Below are 15,340 nucleotides of genomic sequence, written 5' to 3'. Positions count from 1 at the left end.
CTTTTTGCGGCTGGGGTAGAGTCAGCCAGCAACGTCCGCACGGTTACAGCTGGAGGGGACCCGTGGAGGTCCAGGAGACACGGGTGCAAACGGATAGGATCTTCACGATCCCCAACATCCTGAGTATGGCCCGCCTGCTCGGGGTGCCCGTGTTCCTGTGGCTGATTCTGTGGCCCGAGTTCAACGGCCCCAAGGTCGACGGATGGGCCCTGCTGGTTCTCGCCTTCAGCGGTATCAGCGACTACCTGGACGGGAAGCTGGCCCGCCGCTGGAATCAGATCAGCAGCCTCGGCCGCATCCTGGACCCGGCCGCGGACCGGCTGTATGTACTGTCCACGCTGGTGGGACTCACCTGGCGGGACATCCTGCCGCTCTGGGTCACCGTGCTCCTGCTGGCGCGGGAGGCGATGATGGCCGTGATGCTGCTGATTCTGCGGAGACACCGCTACGGCCCACCCCAGGTGAACTTCATCGGGAAAGCGGCTACCTTCAACCTCATGTACGCCTTTCCGCTGCTGCTGCTGAGCGACAGCAGTGGGTGGCTCGGGTCGCTGGCGTCTGTTTTCGGCTGGGCGTTCGCCGGATGGGGTACAACCCTGTACTGGTGGGCAGGGATCCTCTATGTGGTGCAGGTCCGGCGGCTTGTCAGGGCGGACACCACGGCTGACTGAGTCACGAGGAGGACGTTTCCGACATGAAGGCGGTTGTTATGGCCGGCGGCGAGGGTACCCGCCTTCGCCCAATGACGTCGAGCATGCCCAAACCTCTGCTGCCGGTGGTCAATCGGCCGATCATGCAGCACGTTCTGACCTTGTTGAAGCGGCACGGACTGACCGAGACGGTGGTCACCGTCCAGTTCCTCGCGTCCCTGGTGAAGAATTACTTCGGGGACGGCGAAGAATTCGACATGGAGTTGACCTACGCCAACGAGGAAAAGCCGCTGGGAACGGCGGGAAGCGTCAAGAACGCCGAGGAGGCGTTGAAGGACGACACGTTCCTGGTGATTTCGGGTGATGCCCTGACCGATTTCGACCTCACCGATCTGATCGCATTCCACAAGCGGAAGGGCGGTCTCGTCACCGTCTGCCTGACCCGGGTGCCGAACCCCCTGGAGTTCGGCATCACCATCGTGGACGATGAAGGCCGCGTCGAACGTTTCCTGGAGAAGCCGACCTGGGGCCAGGTGTTCTCCGACACGGTGAACACCGGGATCTACGTGATGGAGCCCGAGGTCTTCAACTACGTGGAACCGGACGTCCCGGTCGACTGGTCCGGTGACGTCTTCCCGCAGTTGATGAAGGAGGGCAAGCCGATCTACGGCTACGTCGCCGAGGGCTACTGGGAGGACGTCGGCACCCACGAGAGCTATGTGAAGGCCCAGGCCGACGTCCTTGAGGGCAAGGTCAACGTCGACATCGACGGCTTCGAGATCTCCCCTGGCGTCTGGGTCGCCGAGGGCGCCGACGTGCACCCCGACGCGGTGCTGCGCGGCCCCCTCTACATCGGCGACTACGCCAAGGTCGAGGCCGGCGCCGAGATCCGCGAGCACAGCGTCATCGGCTCGAACGTCGTGGTGAAGACCGGCGCCTTCCTGCACAAGGCCGTCATCGCCGACAACGTGTACGTGGGCCAGGGCACCAATCTGCGCGGCTGCGTCATCGGCAAGAACACCGACGTGATGCGCGCCGCCAGGATCGACGACGGCGCCGTCATCGGCGACGAATGCCTGATCGGCGAGGAGTCGATCATCGCCGGCAACGTACGGGTGTACCCGTTCAAGACCATCGAGGCCGGCGCGTTCGTCAACACGTCCGTCATCTGGGAGTCCCGCGGCCAGGCGCAGTTGTTCGGCGCGCGGGGAGTGTCCGGGATCCTCAACGTGGAGATCACGCCGGAACTGGCCGTGCGGCTCGCGGGCGCGTACGCCACGACGCTGAAGAAGGGTGCCACGGTCACCACCGCGCGTGACCACTCCCGTGGCGCCCGCGCGCTGAAGCGGGCGGTGATCTCGGCGCTGCAGGCCAGTGCCATCGACGTACGGGACCTGGAGAACGTGCCGATGCCCGTGGCGCGCCAGCAGACAGCGCGCGGCAGTGCGGGCGGCATCATGATCCGCACGAGTCCCGGCCGGCCCGACTCGCTCGACATCATGTTCTTCGACGAGCGCGGCGCGGACCTGTCGGCCGGCGGGCAGCGCAAGCTGGACCGGGTGTTCGCCCGCCAGGAGTACCGCCGGGCCTTCCCCGGGGAGATCGGCGACCTGAACTTCCCCGCGACCGTGTTCGACTCCTACACCGGCGCCCTGCTGCGGGCCGTCGACACCTCCGGCATCGCCGAGGCGGGCCTGAAGGTGGTCGTGGACGCCGCGAACGGCAGCGGCGGTCTCGTCCTGCCCAGCCTGCTCGGCCGGCTGGGCGTGGACGCCCTCACCGTCAATCCCGGCCTCGACGAGGCACGGCCCACCGAGACAGAGGAGAGCCGCCGGGCCGGTCTGGTGCGGCTCGGCGAGATGGTCTCGTCGTCGCGGGCGGCTTTCGGCGTGCGCTTCGACCCGGTGGGCGAGCGGCTGTCGCTGGTGGACGAGCGGGGCCGGATCGTGGAGGACGACCGGGCGCTGCTCGTGCTGCTGGACCTGGTGGCCGCCGAGCGGCGCAGCGGCCGCGTGGCACTGCCGGTGACGACCACCCGTATCGCCGAGCAGGTGGCCGCCTACCACGGCACCCAGGTCACCTGGACCACCACCTCGCCCGACGACCTGACCCGGGTCGGCAGGGAGGAGGGCACGATCTTCGGCGGCGACGGACGGGGCGGGTTCGTCGTGCCCGAGTTCTCCAGCGTCTTCGACGGGGCCGCCGCGTTCGTGCGGCTCATCGGGCTGGTCGCCCGTACCCAGCTGACGCTCAGCCAGATCGACGCCCGCATCCCGCGGGCCCACGTCCTCAAGCGCGACGTGCCCACCCCTTGGGCGGTCAAGGGCTCCGTGATGCGGCGGGTGGTCGAGGAGGCAGGGGAGCGGTCGGTCGACACCACCGACGGCGTACGGGTGGTGGAGTCCGACGGGCGCTGGGTCATGGTGCTGCCCGACCCGGCGGAGGCCGTCACCCACCTGTGGGCGGAGGGCCCGGACGACGCCTCGGCGCAGGCCCTGCTGGACGAGTGGTCGCAGGTCGTGGAGAGCGCCGGACGGTGACAGGACGCCGTACTGGCTGCCGCGTGGGGGTCGTTCGAGTATGACGGTCCCGACATGCGACGATGTCCCGCATGCCGCAGCAGCCACCCGAACGGAGCAGCCCCGCGCCCGGGGCTGCTCCGCGGCGCCCCGACTTCTCCATGTCGCTGCTCACCGACGTCATGGAGCACAGCCTGGACGACGGGTACGCGCAGGCCGCCGCCCGCCGCGGCGAGGCGGGCAGCTCCCGCTTCCCGACGGCGGCGCGCGGCCGGCTGGGGCTCGCGGTGGGCCTCGTGCTCGCCGCCGTCGTGATCACTGTGGGCGCCGCGCAGGCACGGATCTCGGCGCCCACGGAAGCCAAGGAGCGGCAGAAGCTCGCCGACCGGGTACGGGCCGAGACACGGGCCGACGACACCCTGCAGAGCGGCGTGGACACGTTGCGCAGCACCGTCTCCGCCGAACAGCGGGCCGCGCTGCGTGACAGCGGGGGCGACGAGAGCCGCCTGCCGCAGTTGCTGGCCGGCGCCACGCCCGTGCACGGCCCGGGCGTGCGGCTGGTCGTGGACGACGCCAAGGAGGCGAGCACCGGGGGCTCCGGCGGACCGCGGGAAAGCAGCGGTTTCTCCGACACCGGACGAGTGCGTGACCACGACATGCAGCGCGTGGTCAACGGCCTGTGGGCGTGCGGCGCGGAGGCGATCAGCGTCAACGGCCAGCGGCTCACCGCGCTGTCGGCCATCCGGGCGGCCGGGGACGCCATACTGGTCGACAACAAGCCGCTGGCGCCGCCGTACACGGTGCTGGCGATCGGGGACGGGAAACGGTTGAGCGCGGCATTCCAGGACAGCGAGGACGGCCAGTACCTGCGTCTGCTGGGGCGGGACTACGGCATCAGGTCCAGTATCAGCGTCCAGGACGACCTGCGGCTGGCCGCCGCACCCAGTCTGGTCGTGCGGTACGCGGCGCCGGCCGCGACGACCGCGCCGCACAGCGCGCCCGGTGCGCGAGGGAAGGGTTCGAAGTGATCGCCGTACTGGGCCTCGTCGTGGGAGTCGTGGTCGGACTCGTGGTGCGCCCCGTGGTGCCCGCGGGCGTCGAGCCGTACCTCCCCATCGCCGTGGTCGCCGCCCTCGACGCCGTCTTCGGCGGCCTGCGGGCCATGCTCGACGGGATATTCGACGACAAGGTGTTCGTGGTCTCCTTCCTGTCCAACGTGGTCGTGGCCGCGCTCATCGTCTTCCTCGGGGACAAGCTCGGCGTGGGTTCGCAGTTGTCGACCGGCGTCGTGGTCGTGCTCGGCATCCGGATCTTCTCCAACGCGGCCGCGATACGCCGGCACGTCTTCAGGGCCTGAGGACGGGACAGCGGCATGAGCGAGGAGCACGACCGTCCCGGCCACGACCGTCCCGGCGGGACCGAAGAGACCGAAGAGACCGGCGAAGCCGTCAAGACCGAGGCGGCCGTCGAGGCTGCCGGGACCGCCGAGCCCGAAGCGGCTGACGACGACACGCCCGGGACGCCGGCCGTCACCGGGCGGCAGCGGCTGATCGCGGGTCTGTGGCCGCCCCGGCTGACGCGCGCCCAGCTGATCACGGCGCTGCTGCTGTTCGCCCTGGGCCTCGGGCTGGCCATCCAGGTCCGCTCGACCAGCGGCGACAACACCCTGCGCGGCGCCCGCAAGGAGGACCTGGTCCGTATCCTGACCGAACTGGACAACCGGGGGCAGCGGCTGCAGGACGAGAAGCGGGGCCTGGAGAGCCAGCGCGCGCGGCTGGAGTCCAGCTCCGACCGGGCCGCCGAGGCGCTCCAGCAGACCCGGCTCAAGGCCCGGCAGCTGGGCGTCCTGGCCGGTACGGTCGCCGCGCAGGGTCCGGGCATCATTGTGACCATCACCGACCCGCACGGCGGCGTGGAGGCCGATACGCTGCTCGACACACTGCAGGAGCTGCGGGCCGCGGGCGCCGAGGCGATCCAGATCAACGACGTCCGGGTGACCGCGGGCACGTACTTCACGCAGGGTGCGGACGGCGTGCTCATCGACGGGCACAAGGTCACGCAGCCGTACCGGTTCACCGTGATCGGCAATCCGCAGGATCTGGAGCCGGCGCTGAACATCCCCGGAGGGGTGGTGCAGACGCTGGAGAAGCAGCAGGCCACGGCCGATGTGGTCCGCTCGCAGAAGATCGTCGTGGATGCCTTGCGGCCGCCGGAGCAGCCTGACTACGCTCGGTCATCCCGGTGAGCGGGGGGTCGGGGCATCGGTGGGGTGCGTTGTAGTGGAAACTGTGTGTAGCGAGAGTTCGTCCTGCCCCACGGGCGGGTCTGCTTCTTTCAAGGGGAATCGCCCGTGAAGTTGTTTGGGAAGTTGTTCGGCAAGAGCGCGCGCCAGTCGGCCGACCCGGCCACGGCGCGGCACCGTGCTCCGCGGCACGTGCCGGAGGAGGGCCAGGAGGCGGCCGACCGCCCGCTGTTCAGGAACGATGCGCAGGGCTCCGGCGGCGGATTCCCCGGCGCGCCCGGCGTGGCGCCTGTTGACCCGGCTTCCGCGCCGCGCATAGGTTTCGGGGAACAATCGGCGTCGACCCCGGGTGGAGGGTTCGGTTTGCCCGTCTGCAGCCGGTGCGGCCACACGAACGCGGAGGCCAGCCGCTTCTGCTCCAACTGCGGCGCGCCTTTGCGCGGCACCCCCGCGGCGCCCTTCGAGCGCCCGTCCGAGACCACCTCGACCATCTCGATCTCCGGCATCGAGGCGTACGAGGCGGAGACCACCGGGCAGATCCCGGTGCCGTCGCTGTCGCCCGAGGCCCAGGCCGCGGTCGAGGCGCTGCCGCTCGGCTCGGCGCTCCTGGTGGTCCGGCGCGGGCCGAACTCCGGCAGCCGGTTCCTGCTGGACGGCGAGCTGACCACTGCCGGGCGCCACCCGCAGAGCGACATCTTCCTGGACGACGTGACGGTCTCCCGCCGGCACGTGGAGTTCCGGCGGACCCCCGACGGTCATTTCACCGTCTCCGACGTCGGCAGCCTGAACGGCACCTACGTCAACAGGGAGCGGATCGACTCGGTGGCGCTCAACAACGGCGACGAGGTGCAGATCGGCAAGTACCGGCTGGTGTTCTACGCGAGCCCGCGGGCGATCTGACCCGCTCCAGGGTTCCGGCCGGGGGCACCCCCCAGGGAAGGTGTTCATGGCGCGAAGGTCGGGCGGTGCCGGGAACGGCACCGCCGCCGGCGGGACCCTGCTGAGCATCGGCGCGGTGCTCGGCAGGCTGCGCGAGGAGTTCCCCGAGGTCACCATCTCCAAGATCCGCTTCCTGGAGGCCGAGGGGCTGATCGAACCCCGGCGCACCCCGTCCGGGTACCGGAAGTTCGGCGCCGGCGACGTGGAGCGCCTGGCGTACGTGCTGCGGTTGCAGCGCGACCACTACCTGCCGCTGCGGGTCATCAGGGAGCACCTGGACGCCCTGGACCGCGGCGAGCAGGTGGCGCTGCCGGGCCCCGCCGAGTCCCGTGAGGCGCTCGGCGGCCCGCAGGGGCCCGCCGCGGACCTCCCCGGCCTCCCCGGCCTGACCGACTTCCCGGTGCAGCAGGGGCCCGCCCGGGAGACGAGGATCGGCCGTGACGAGCTGCTGGCCGCCACCGGGGCCGACGGCGCGGAGCTCGACCAGTGGGAGTCGTACGGGCTGGTCGAGGCGGGCCGCGACGGGGGGTACGACGCCGACGCGGTGACCATCGGCCGGCTGATCGCGGACCTCGGGCGGTTCGGGCTCGAACCGCGCCACCTGCGGGCGGTGAAGGCCGCCGCCGACCGGGAGGCGGGCCTCGTCGAGCAGGTGGTGGCGCCGTTGCGCAGGCACCGCAACCCGCAGACCCGTACCCACGCCGAGACGACCGCCCGTGAGCTGGCCGCCCTGTCGGTGCGGCTGCACGCCGCGATGGTGCACGCCGCGCTGGGGCTGCGGCCGCGCTGACCGGTACAGGAGCGGCGTCCGGCCCCGGCGGGACCCGGGGGGACCGGCCGGGACGCGCGGAAATCGGACAGTTCGAACGCCACCGGTGGCGGCCCCGGCGGGTGCCCGACTACCCAAACCCGGCGGGCACGGCCTAGGGTTGCTGTGTGAACGAGCTCGACGTTGTGGGTGTCCGGGTCGAAATGCCCTCCAACCAGCCGATCGTGCTCCTGCGGGAAGTGGGAGGCGACCGGTACCTGCCCATCTGGATCGGGCCGGGGGAGGCCACGGCCATCGCCTTCGCGCAGCAGGGGATGACGCCGGCGCGACCGCTCACCCACGATCTCTTCAAGGACGTGCTCGAGGCGGTGGGGCAGACCCTCACCGAAGTGCGCATCACCGACCTGCGGGAAGGCGTGTTCTACGCCGAGCTGGTGTTCGCCAGCGGGGTCGAGGTCAGCGCCCGTCCGTCCGACGCCATAGCGCTCGCCCTGCGCACCGGAACGCCGATCTACGGCAGCGACGGAGTGCTGGACGACGCGGGCATCGCGATCCCGGACGAGCAGGAGGACGAGGTGGAGAAATTCCGCGAGTTCCTCGACCAGATCTCGCCGGAGGACTTCGGCACCAGCAATCAGTGAGTGCGCGTTCGGCGGCTGTCGTACCGCGATCGAACAGGTCGACGTAGCAAGGTTGCCCCACGAGAGGGCAACCTGACAGTCGTTCCCGCCTCCGGTGGGATCAAACCACTCGTGGGGTGAATATCACTCGGCGTGCCGAGTGTGGCGATCGTTGACGCACCCCTGGTGACTGCCTAACGTCGATGTGGAAAGTCCCGTGGCACGTGCGCGTGTCCGCGGGATGTGAAGGGACGGAGGGCGGCGTGAGAAGCACCGGCGACGGTCTGGCGACGGACGGCCCGTTTCCGGCCCGGGGGGCGCTGGTCCGTACCGCGGCCGAGGCCGACGGCGGGCCGGGCGAGCAGATCGGCTACCGGGGTCCCACCGCGTGCGCCGCGACCGGCATCACCTACCGCCAGCTCGACTACTGGGCGCGTACCGGACTGGTCGAGCCCAGCGTCCGCCCGGCGTACGGCTCGGGCACCCAGCGCCTCTACAGCTTCCGCGACGTGGTGGTGCTCAAGATCGTCAAGCGCTTGCTGGACACCGGCGTGTCACTGCAGAACATCCGCACCGCCGTCCAGCACCTGCGCTCCGTCGGCCCCTCCGAGCTGGCCCGAATGACGCTGATGAGCGACGGCGCCACGGTGTACGAGTGCACCTCCCCCGACGAGGTCGTGGACCTCCTCCAGGGCGGCCAGGGCGTCTTCGGCATCGCGATCGGGGTGGTCTGGCGAGACGTGGAGAACAGCCTGTCGCAGATGCACGGCGAGCGGGTCGACACCGGTGAGACCCTCGTCGGCCACAACCCGGCCGACGAACTGGCCAGGCGCCGCAATCGCGCGGGCTGAGCCCGGACGCCGATTCCGCGCGGGCCGGCTCGCCGCCGGCGGCTCGCGGCGGCGCCGTACCGTACGCGTGTACGGCCTGTGTCGGCGGTGTGCGGGACGATCGTGGGTGTGAGAAGTGCGCCGACGATCCTCCATCTGGACATGGACGCGTTCTTCGCCGCGGTGGAGCAGGCGTCCAAGCCGAGCCTGCGGGGCAAGCCGGTCGTGGTGGGCGGCCTGGGACCGCGCGGCGTGGTGTCGACCGCGTCCTACGAGGCGCGCGTGCACGGCGTCCACTCCGCGATGGCCACGGCCCACGCCCGCCGGCTGTGCCCCAACGCGGCCTACCTGGTGCCGCGCTTCGGCATCTACCGGCAGATCAGCGAGACGGTGATGGGGCTGCTCGCCGCGGCCTCCCCGCTGATGGAGCCGCTCAGCCTGGACGAGGCCTTCGTCGACCTGGAGGCCGCAGGGCGCGAGGAGGACCCGCGCGAGACCGCCGTGCGGCTGCGCGCCGAGATCCGGGCCGCCACCGGACTCACCGCGTCGGTGGGCCTGGCCGGGTCCAAGCTGCTGGCCAAGATCGCGTCGGAGAAGGCCAAACCGGACGGCCTGGTGGTGGTCGAGCCCGGCACCGAGCGCGCGCTGCTGGACCCGCTGCCCGTCCGCACCCTGTGGGGCGTCGGGCCGGCCACCGCCGAGCACCTGCGCAAGGCCGGCATCGGCACCGTCGCCGAGATCGTCCACGCCGGCGAGCAGGAGCTGGTCCGGCTGCTCGGCAAGGCGCACGGCGCCGCGCTGTACGCCATGGCCGCCGGGCTCGACAACCGGCCGGTGGTCGCGGACCGGGACGTGAAGTCCATCTCCGTCGAGGACACCTTCGACCACGACCTCACCGACCGCGCCCACGTCCGCCACGAGATCGACCGCCTCGCCGACCGCTGCGTCCAGCGGCTGCGCGGGGCGGGCCGCTCCGGCCGCACCGTGGTGGTCAAGGTCCGCAGGTACGACTTCTCGACGCTCACCCGCTCCGAGACGCTGCGCGCCCCCACCGACGACCCCGCCGTCGTGCGCGAGACGGCCCGCCGCCTGGTGGAGGGCGTCGACACCACCGGCGGCGTACGGCTGCTCGGGGTCGGTGTGGCCGGCCTCGCGGACTTCACCCAGGAGGACCTGTTCGCCCAGAGCGCCGGCGACCTGGGCGCCGGGGGCGGGGGACCCGTCGAACTGCCCGCGGTGGCGCCGCCGCCCCAGGAGCGGTCCAAGCGGTGGCTGCCAGGACAGGACATCACCCATGCGCAGTACGGTCCCGGGTGGGTCCAGGGCAGCGGTGTCGGCCGCGTCACCGTCCGCTTCGAGGTGCCCTCGGACACCGGGCCGGGCCGCGTGCGCACCTTCCCGGTCGACGACCCCGAGCTCGCCCACAGCGACCCGCTGCCACTGGTGCCGCCCGCCGCGCTGGCGGAAGGGCCCGCGGAAGGGCCCGCGGACGGGCGGGCGGAAGGCCGGAGCGGCCACAGCGGGCCGACCGGCAGGACCGCCCCCGACCGGTCGGCCACCGGGACCGGGACCGGGCCTGGCGAGCGCCGAACGGCTTGAGGCCGCTGACGGGCCGGTCCGCGTCCGCCCCCGTTCAGCCGCCGGTCGCCGGCCGGTCCCCGCCCGCCACCTCGCCGAGGTCCCGCCGCCCCGGACGGGCCCGGGGCGACTCACCGCGCGGCACCTCCATGCCGTAGTGGTGGTAGAGCTGCAGCTCCTGCTCGGGCGAGAGATGGCGTCCGACGCCGAAATCCGGGGCGTCCTTGATCAGCGCCTTCTTGAAGGGGACGCGCAGGGCGTCGTCCACCAGCCGGCTCGGCCCCAGCGGGACGAAGGCGTCGCGGGTGAACAGGCCGGTGCGTACCGCTGCCCACTCCGGCACGCCGGTCGCGTCGTCGAGGTAGACCTCGTCCACCGTGCCGATCCTCGTACCGTCCAGGTCGAAGGCGCGGCGGCCGATCAGGCTGCGCGGATCGATGTCGCTCTGCACGGTCCCTCCAACCAACGACGACTGAAGCTGACTACCATCAATTGTGCTGACTACCATCAAAAGGCACATCACGGGCGGTGGCGCCCCGCACGGGCGGGACGGTGCCGGCCCGCGGCGCGCTGGTACCCTGGCAGCGGCTGCAGACCCCGTGCGGGAGAGTCTCCCGGTGCCCCGCAAGGGACGCCGAGGAGACGCCGAAGGAGCAAATCCTCCCCGGAATCTCTCAGGCATCCGTACCGCGCGGGCGAGGTCACTCTGGAAAGCAGGGCCCGCCCGGAAGCGCAGCCGCTCCCGTACGAGTCCTCACCGACGGTGCAAGCCACCCGACCGGGCGGCGAAGCTCTCAGGTCCCGATGACAGAGGGGGAGGCCGTCCGGGTGCCCGCGTCGCGGCACCCCCGCAGGTCGTCGCAGACCAGGAGGCCTCCGCAGATGACTGATCGCCGCATTCCCCTCACCGAGCTGGAAGCCGGGGTGCCCTTCGCCCACCGCCACATCGGCCCCGACGCCGAGGCCCAGGCGAAGATGCTCGCCCACGTGGGCTACGGCTCGCTGGACGAACTGACCGACGCCGCCGTGCCCGCGAGCATCCGCGGCGCAGAAGCGCTCGACCTGCCCGCGGCCCGCACCGAGGCCGAGGTCCTCGCCGAGCTGCGTGCCCTGGCCGACCGCAACCAGGTGCTGGCCCCCATGATCGGCCTGGGCTACTACGGCACCTTCACCCCGCCGGTCATCCTGCGCAACGTCATGGAGAACCCGGCCTGGTACACCGCCTACACCCCCTACCAGCCCGAGATCTCGCAGGGCCGCCTGGAGGCGCTGCTGAACTTCCAGACCGTGGTGGCCGACCTCACCGGGCTGCCCACCTCCGGCGCGTCGCTGCTGGACGAGGGGACGGCGGCGGCCGAGGCGATGGCGCTGTCGCGCCGGGTCGGCAAGGTCAAGGACGGCGTCTTCCTGGTCGACGCCGACACCTTCCCGCAGACCACGGCCGTGCTGCGGACCCGCGCCGAGCCCACCGGCGTCGAGATCGTCGTCGCCGACCTGCGTGACGGCATCCCGGACGAGATCGCCGAGCGCGGCGTCTTCGGCGTCCTCCTGCAGTACCCCGGCGCGTCGGGAGAGGTACGCGACCCGCGCCCGGTGATCGAGCGGGCGCACGCGCTGGGCGCGGTCGTCACCGTCGCCGCCGACCTCCTGGCGCTGACCGTGCTGACCTCGCCCGGCGCCCTGGGCGCGGACATCGCGGTGGGCACCACCCAGCGGTTCGGCGTGCCGATGGGCTTCGGCGGCCCGCACGCCGGGTACATGGCCGTCCGCGATTCCTACGCCCGAAACCTGCCCGGCCGCCTGGTCGGCGTGTCGCTGGACGCCGACGGCCGCCCCGCCTACCGGCTGGCCCTGCAGACCCGCGAGCAGCACATCCGCCGTGAGAAGGCCACCAGCAACATCTGTACGGCCCAGGTCCTGCTCGCCGTGATGGCCGGCATGTACGCCGTCTACCACGGTCCGGACGGCCTGGAGCGGATCGCCCGGCGTACCCACCGCTACGCGGCGCTGCTGGCCGCCGGCCTGCGCGCGGCGGGCGCCGAGGTCGTGCACGAGCACTTCTTCGACACCCTGACCGTCCGTGTGCCCGGGCGCGCGGCCGACGTGGTCGGGGCCGCCCGAGCGGCGGGCGTCAACCTGCGCCTGACCGACGCCGACCACGTCGGTGTCGCGTGCGACGAGACCACCACCCGCGAGCAGCTCACCGCGGTGCTCGCCGCCTTCGGCGCCGAGGCCGACATCGAGGCGCTGGACGCCGCCATCGCCGCGGGCGCCTCGCACGCCGACGGCCGTGGGGAGGCGCTGCCGGGCACCCTGGCACGGACCGAGCCCTACCTGACCCACCCGGTCTTCCACCAGCACCGCAGCGAGACCGCGATGCTGCGCTACCTGCGGCGGCTCGCCGACCGGGACTACGCGCTGGACCGCGGCATGATCCCGCTCGGCTCCTGCACGATGAAGCTCAACGGCACCACCGAGATGGAGCCGGTCACCTGGCCGGAGTTCGGCGCACTGCACCCCTTCGCGCCGATCGACCAGGCCGAGGGCTACCTCGCCCTGATCCGCGGCCTGGAGGACCAGCTCGCCGCGGTCACCGGCTACGACAAGGTCAGCCTCCAGCCCAACGCCGGCTCCCAGGGCGAACTCGCCGGCCTGCTCGCGGTGCGCGCCTACCACCGGGCGAACGGCCAGGAAGGGCGAACCGTCTGCCTCATCCCGTCCTCCGCGCACGGCACCAACGCCGCCAGCGCCGTGATGGCAGGCATGCGGGTGGTGGTCGTCAGGACGGGGCAGGACGGCGACGTGGACCTCGCCGACCTGCATGCCAGGATCGAGGAGCACCGCGACCGGCTGGCCGTCCTCATGGTCACCTACCCGTCCACCCACGGCGTGTTCGAGGAGAACATCACCGACATCTGCGCCGCCGTGCACGAGGCCGGCGGCCAGGTCTACGTGGACGGCGCCAACCTCAACGCGCTGGTGGGCTTGGCCCGGCCCGGGAAGTTCGGCGCGGACGTGTCGCACCTGAACCTGCACAAGACGTTCTGCATCCCGCACGGAGGCGGCGGCCCGGGCGTCGGCCCGGTCGCGGTCCGCGCCCACCTGGCCCCGTACCTGCCGAACCACCCGCTGCAGAGCGAGGCGGGCCCGCGGACCGGTGTCGGCCCGGTCTCGGCGGCGCCCTGGGGCTCGGCCGGCATCCTGCCGATCTCCTGGACGTACGTGCGGCTCATGGGCGCCGAGGGGCTCAAGCGGGCCACGCAGATCGCCGTGCTCAGCGCGAACTACGTCGCCAAGCGGCTCGAACCGCACTTCCCGGTGCTCTACACCGGTCCCGGCGGCCTGGTCGCCCACGAGTGCATCGTCGACCTGCGCCCGCTGGCCAAGGAGACCGGGGTCACCGTCGACGACATCGCCAAGCGGCTGATCGACTACGGGTTCCACGCCCCCACCATGTCCTTCCCGGTGGCCGGGACCCTCATGATCGAGCCCACCGAGAGCGAGGACCTGGCCGAGCTCGACCGGTTCTGCGAGGCGATGATCGCCATTCGCGCCGAGATCGACCGGGTCGGATCCGGGGAATGGCCGGCCGACGACAACCCGCTGCGCAACGCCCCGCACACGGCGGCGTCGCTGGCCGGTGAGTGGACCCACCCGTACAGCCGTGACGAGGCCGTCTTCCCCGGCACGGTGTCGCCCACCGACAAATACTGGCCGCCGGTCCGCCGGATCGACGGTGCCTATGGTGACCGCAATCTGGTGTGCTCCTGCCCGCCGCCGGACGCCTACGAAGGGTGAGCCCGGTGCCGCGCGGCCGGGGCGGACCGCCGTCCCGGCCGGTCCGGCGGACACGCTGAAGCCGGTTCCCTCGGTGACGCGGGGGAACCGGCTCGAAACGGCTCGGTCGTCGGGACGCGGCGCTTCGTGCGGGGCACGGCGCGCCGGCGGGTCAGGCGGCCGCGGTGACCTGCCCGGTGCCCATCGGGCGGTGCGGCGCGATGATCCGGCCGTCCGGCAGGAGCTCCCCGGTGTCGTCGAAGAGCAGCACCCCGTTGCACAGCAGGCTCCAGCCCTGTTCCGGGTGGCGGGCCACCGGGCGGGCGGCCTCCCGGTCGGAGCAGTCTGCGGCGGGACATGTCGGCTGGTGGGTGCACATGGTCGAAGGCGTCTTTCGCTGCTGGTCGTGAGTGGTGCGGTCGGTCGCGTGTCCTGAGTCGTACATCTGGCTTCCCCCCGTTCTCCGGTGCGGCCGGTCCCAGTGTTGCTCTCCCGGCTGCGACCGCGCAGGCATTTCACGCAGGCGGTCCACGGTGGTGCTCTCCGTTGGAAGACGTGTCACCGACCCGGGCGGTTGCCGCCGCCTCGCGGCGGACCACGAAACCCACCGCGACGCGCCGAACCCCCGCCGATCGCCGCCGGCGGGGGTTCGGGGTGTGCCGTTCAGGCCGGGGAACCCAGCAGCGGCGGCGGCGCCAGCCGTACGCTCAGCACCGGCGCCAGCTCCACCAGCCGGTGCACCCGGTGCGCGGCGATGCCGGGAGGCGCCGGGGCCAGCGGCACCAGCAGGTCCGCCGGGTCGGGCTGGGCGGTCGCCGCGTCGGTCCTGGGCCGGCTGTGCAGCCACAGCGCCAGCATGTACAGGCCCGGCACCGACAGCAGGTGCGGCTGGTACGCCTGCGGGAGCGCCTCCGCCTGCCGCAGCGCCCGCTCCGTGGAGACCAGGTAGGGCCCCTCGGAGAAGCGGGAGAACACCCACCCGTCCGGCGTCAGCACGGTCTCACCGGCCGCCGCCACCCGGGCACCCGCCCTGATATGGAACCGCCAGCCGGTCAGGCGCGCCTGGGGCAGTCCGCCGGGAACCGCCGCCGGCTCGAACACGTGGACAGGCAGCGGCTGTTCGGCGTCCAGCGGCCCGTCCGCGCTGCGCAGAGCGGGCGTCCTGGCCTCCCTGACCGCGGTGGGCGAACTGAGCGCCGCCAGGACGCTCAACAGGGCTGGAGCGGGTGCTGGTGGGACAAGCAGCGGCATGATGTCGCCTCTCACTTGGAGACACAACGGGACGAACGTGATGCGGGAGGGTGCGGACAGTGCCGTCGTCATGGGGGAGGAGTCATGCTCGGGCACGTCCGGCGAGGGCGGACCCTTTGCCTTGTGCGCGGAGTTTATAGGATGCGTGTTCGTTCCGTGTTTCGT

General features: G+C 71.9%; 14 protein-coding genes and 1 riboswitch. Of the genes, 11 read left to right on the top strand and 3 right to left on the bottom strand.

The features are described 5' to 3' along the window. Positions 1 to 62: 62 nt before the first annotated feature. From K7G61_RS32035 to K7G61_RS31985, 10 genes are all read left to right on the top strand, one after another. Positions 63 to 671 carry a CDP-alcohol phosphatidyltransferase family protein gene (locus tag K7G61_RS32035; RefSeq protein WP_225850603.1) on the top strand — a complete coding sequence of 203 codons (609 nt, stop codon included), beginning with the start codon at positions 63 to 65 and terminating at the stop codon, positions 669 to 671. Between the two features lie 23 nt (positions 672 to 694). Continuing rightward, a complete protein-coding gene (locus tag K7G61_RS32030; RefSeq protein WP_225850602.1) occupies positions 695 to 3,190 on the top strand; it encodes a mannose-1-phosphate guanyltransferase in 2,496 nt (831 codons plus the stop codon). Between the two features lie 62 nt (positions 3,191 to 3,252). Then, entirely contained in the window at positions 3,253 to 4,197 is a 945-nt protein-coding gene (locus K7G61_RS32025; RefSeq protein ID WP_225850601.1) for a DUF881 domain-containing protein, read from the top strand. Then, a complete protein-coding gene (locus K7G61_RS32020) occupies positions 4,194 to 4,526 on the top strand; it encodes a small basic family protein (RefSeq protein WP_093739588.1) in 333 nt (110 codons plus the stop codon). Before K7G61_RS32025 ends, K7G61_RS32020 begins: the two co-directional genes overlap by 4 nt. Before the next feature lie 15 nt (positions 4,527 to 4,541). Next, positions 4,542 to 5,414, top strand: a complete 873-nt coding sequence (locus K7G61_RS32015) for a DUF881 domain-containing protein (protein ID WP_225850599.1) — start codon at positions 4,542 to 4,544, stop codon at positions 5,412 to 5,414. A gap of 360 nt (positions 5,415 to 5,774) precedes the next feature. Then, a complete protein-coding gene (locus K7G61_RS37130) occupies positions 5,775 to 6,311 on the top strand; it encodes an FHA domain-containing protein (RefSeq protein ID WP_308190768.1) in 537 nt (178 codons plus the stop codon). 46 nt (positions 6,312 to 6,357) lie between these two features. Beyond that, positions 6,358 to 7,140 (top strand): MerR family transcriptional regulator, encoded by a 783-nt coding sequence (locus K7G61_RS32000; RefSeq protein ID WP_225850598.1) that lies wholly within the window; start codon positions 6,358 to 6,360, stop codon positions 7,138 to 7,140. A gap of 146 nt (positions 7,141 to 7,286) precedes the next feature. After that, a complete protein-coding gene (locus K7G61_RS31995; protein ID WP_031518684.1) occupies positions 7,287 to 7,760 on the top strand; it encodes a bifunctional nuclease family protein in 474 nt (157 codons plus the stop codon). Between the two features lie 242 nt (positions 7,761 to 8,002). Then, positions 8,003 to 8,590 carry a MerR family transcriptional regulator gene (locus tag K7G61_RS31990; RefSeq protein ID WP_225850596.1) on the top strand — a complete coding sequence of 196 codons (588 nt, stop codon included), beginning with the start codon at positions 8,003 to 8,005 and terminating at the stop codon, positions 8,588 to 8,590. A 108-nt stretch (positions 8,591 to 8,698) separates the two neighbouring features. Then, positions 8,699 to 10,168 (top strand): DNA polymerase IV, encoded by a 1,470-nt coding sequence (locus K7G61_RS31985; protein ID WP_225850594.1) that lies wholly within the window; start codon positions 8,699 to 8,701, stop codon positions 10,166 to 10,168. 34 nt (positions 10,169 to 10,202) lie between these two features. Here the strand turns inward: K7G61_RS31985 and K7G61_RS31980 are convergent, their stop codons facing one another. Continuing rightward, positions 10,203 to 10,655, bottom strand: a complete 453-nt coding sequence (locus K7G61_RS31980) for a PRC-barrel domain-containing protein (RefSeq protein WP_225850592.1) — start codon at positions 10,653 to 10,655, stop codon at positions 10,203 to 10,205. 84 nt (positions 10,656 to 10,739) lie between these two features. Next, a riboswitch (glycine riboswitch) is annotated at positions 10,740 to 10,847 on the top strand. 182 nt (positions 10,848 to 11,029) lie between these two features. On the opposite strand from K7G61_RS31980, the gene gcvP reads away from it, so the two are divergent. Then, positions 11,030 to 13,945, top strand: a complete 2,916-nt coding sequence (gene gcvP / locus K7G61_RS31975; protein WP_225850590.1) for an aminomethyl-transferring glycine dehydrogenase — start codon at positions 11,030 to 11,032, stop codon at positions 13,943 to 13,945. 151 nt (positions 13,946 to 14,096) lie between these two features. Here gcvP and K7G61_RS31970 read toward each other — a convergent pair whose 3' ends face one another. Both K7G61_RS31970 and K7G61_RS31965 read right to left on the bottom strand, forming a co-directional pair. Next, a complete protein-coding gene (locus K7G61_RS31970) occupies positions 14,097 to 14,303 on the bottom strand; it encodes a DUF5999 family protein (protein ID WP_308190769.1) in 207 nt (68 codons plus the stop codon). Positions 14,304 to 14,587: 284 nt separating this feature from the next. Beyond that, entirely contained in the window at positions 14,588 to 15,175 is a 588-nt protein-coding gene (locus K7G61_RS31965; RefSeq protein WP_225850587.1) for a hypothetical protein, read from the bottom strand. Positions 15,176 to 15,340 lie beyond the last annotated feature (165 nt).

This window comes from Streptomyces sp. HPF1205, from assembly GCF_020400825.1.
Classification (GTDB): Bacteria; Actinomycetota; Actinomycetes; order Streptomycetales; family Streptomycetaceae; genus Actinacidiphila.
Note: the sequence above shows the minus strand (reverse complement) of the source record. Positions and strands in the feature narration are given on the sequence as shown.

What these genes read in the sequence shown, in the direction of transcription:
- K7G61_RS31980 (WP_225850592.1), bottom strand. Translation starts at nt 10,655, where the DNA reads ATGGTAGTCAGCACAATTGATGGTAGTCAGCTTCAGTCGTCGTTGGTT.
- K7G61_RS32030 (WP_225850602.1), top strand. Translation starts at nt 695, where the DNA reads ATGAAGGCGGTTGTTATGGCCGGCGGCGAGGGTACCCGCCTTCGCCCA.
- gcvP (WP_225850590.1), top strand. Translation starts at nt 11,030, where the DNA reads ATGACTGATCGCCGCATTCCCCTCACCGAGCTGGAAGCCGGGGTGCCC.
- K7G61_RS32015 (WP_225850599.1), top strand. Translation starts at nt 4,542, where the DNA reads ATGAGCGAGGAGCACGACCGTCCCGGCCACGACCGTCCCGGCGGGACC.
- K7G61_RS32025 (WP_225850601.1), top strand. Translation starts at nt 3,253, where the DNA reads ATGTCCCGCATGCCGCAGCAGCCACCCGAACGGAGCAGCCCCGCGCCC.
- K7G61_RS32000 (WP_225850598.1), top strand. Translation starts at nt 6,358, where the DNA reads ATGGCGCGAAGGTCGGGCGGTGCCGGGAACGGCACCGCCGCCGGCGGG.
- K7G61_RS31965 (WP_225850587.1), bottom strand. Translation starts at nt 15,175, where the DNA reads ATGCCGCTGCTTGTCCCACCAGCACCCGCTCCAGCCCTGTTGAGCGTC.
- K7G61_RS31970 (WP_308190769.1), bottom strand. Translation starts at nt 14,303, where the DNA reads ATGTGCACCCACCAGCCGACATGTCCCGCCGCAGACTGCTCCGACCGG.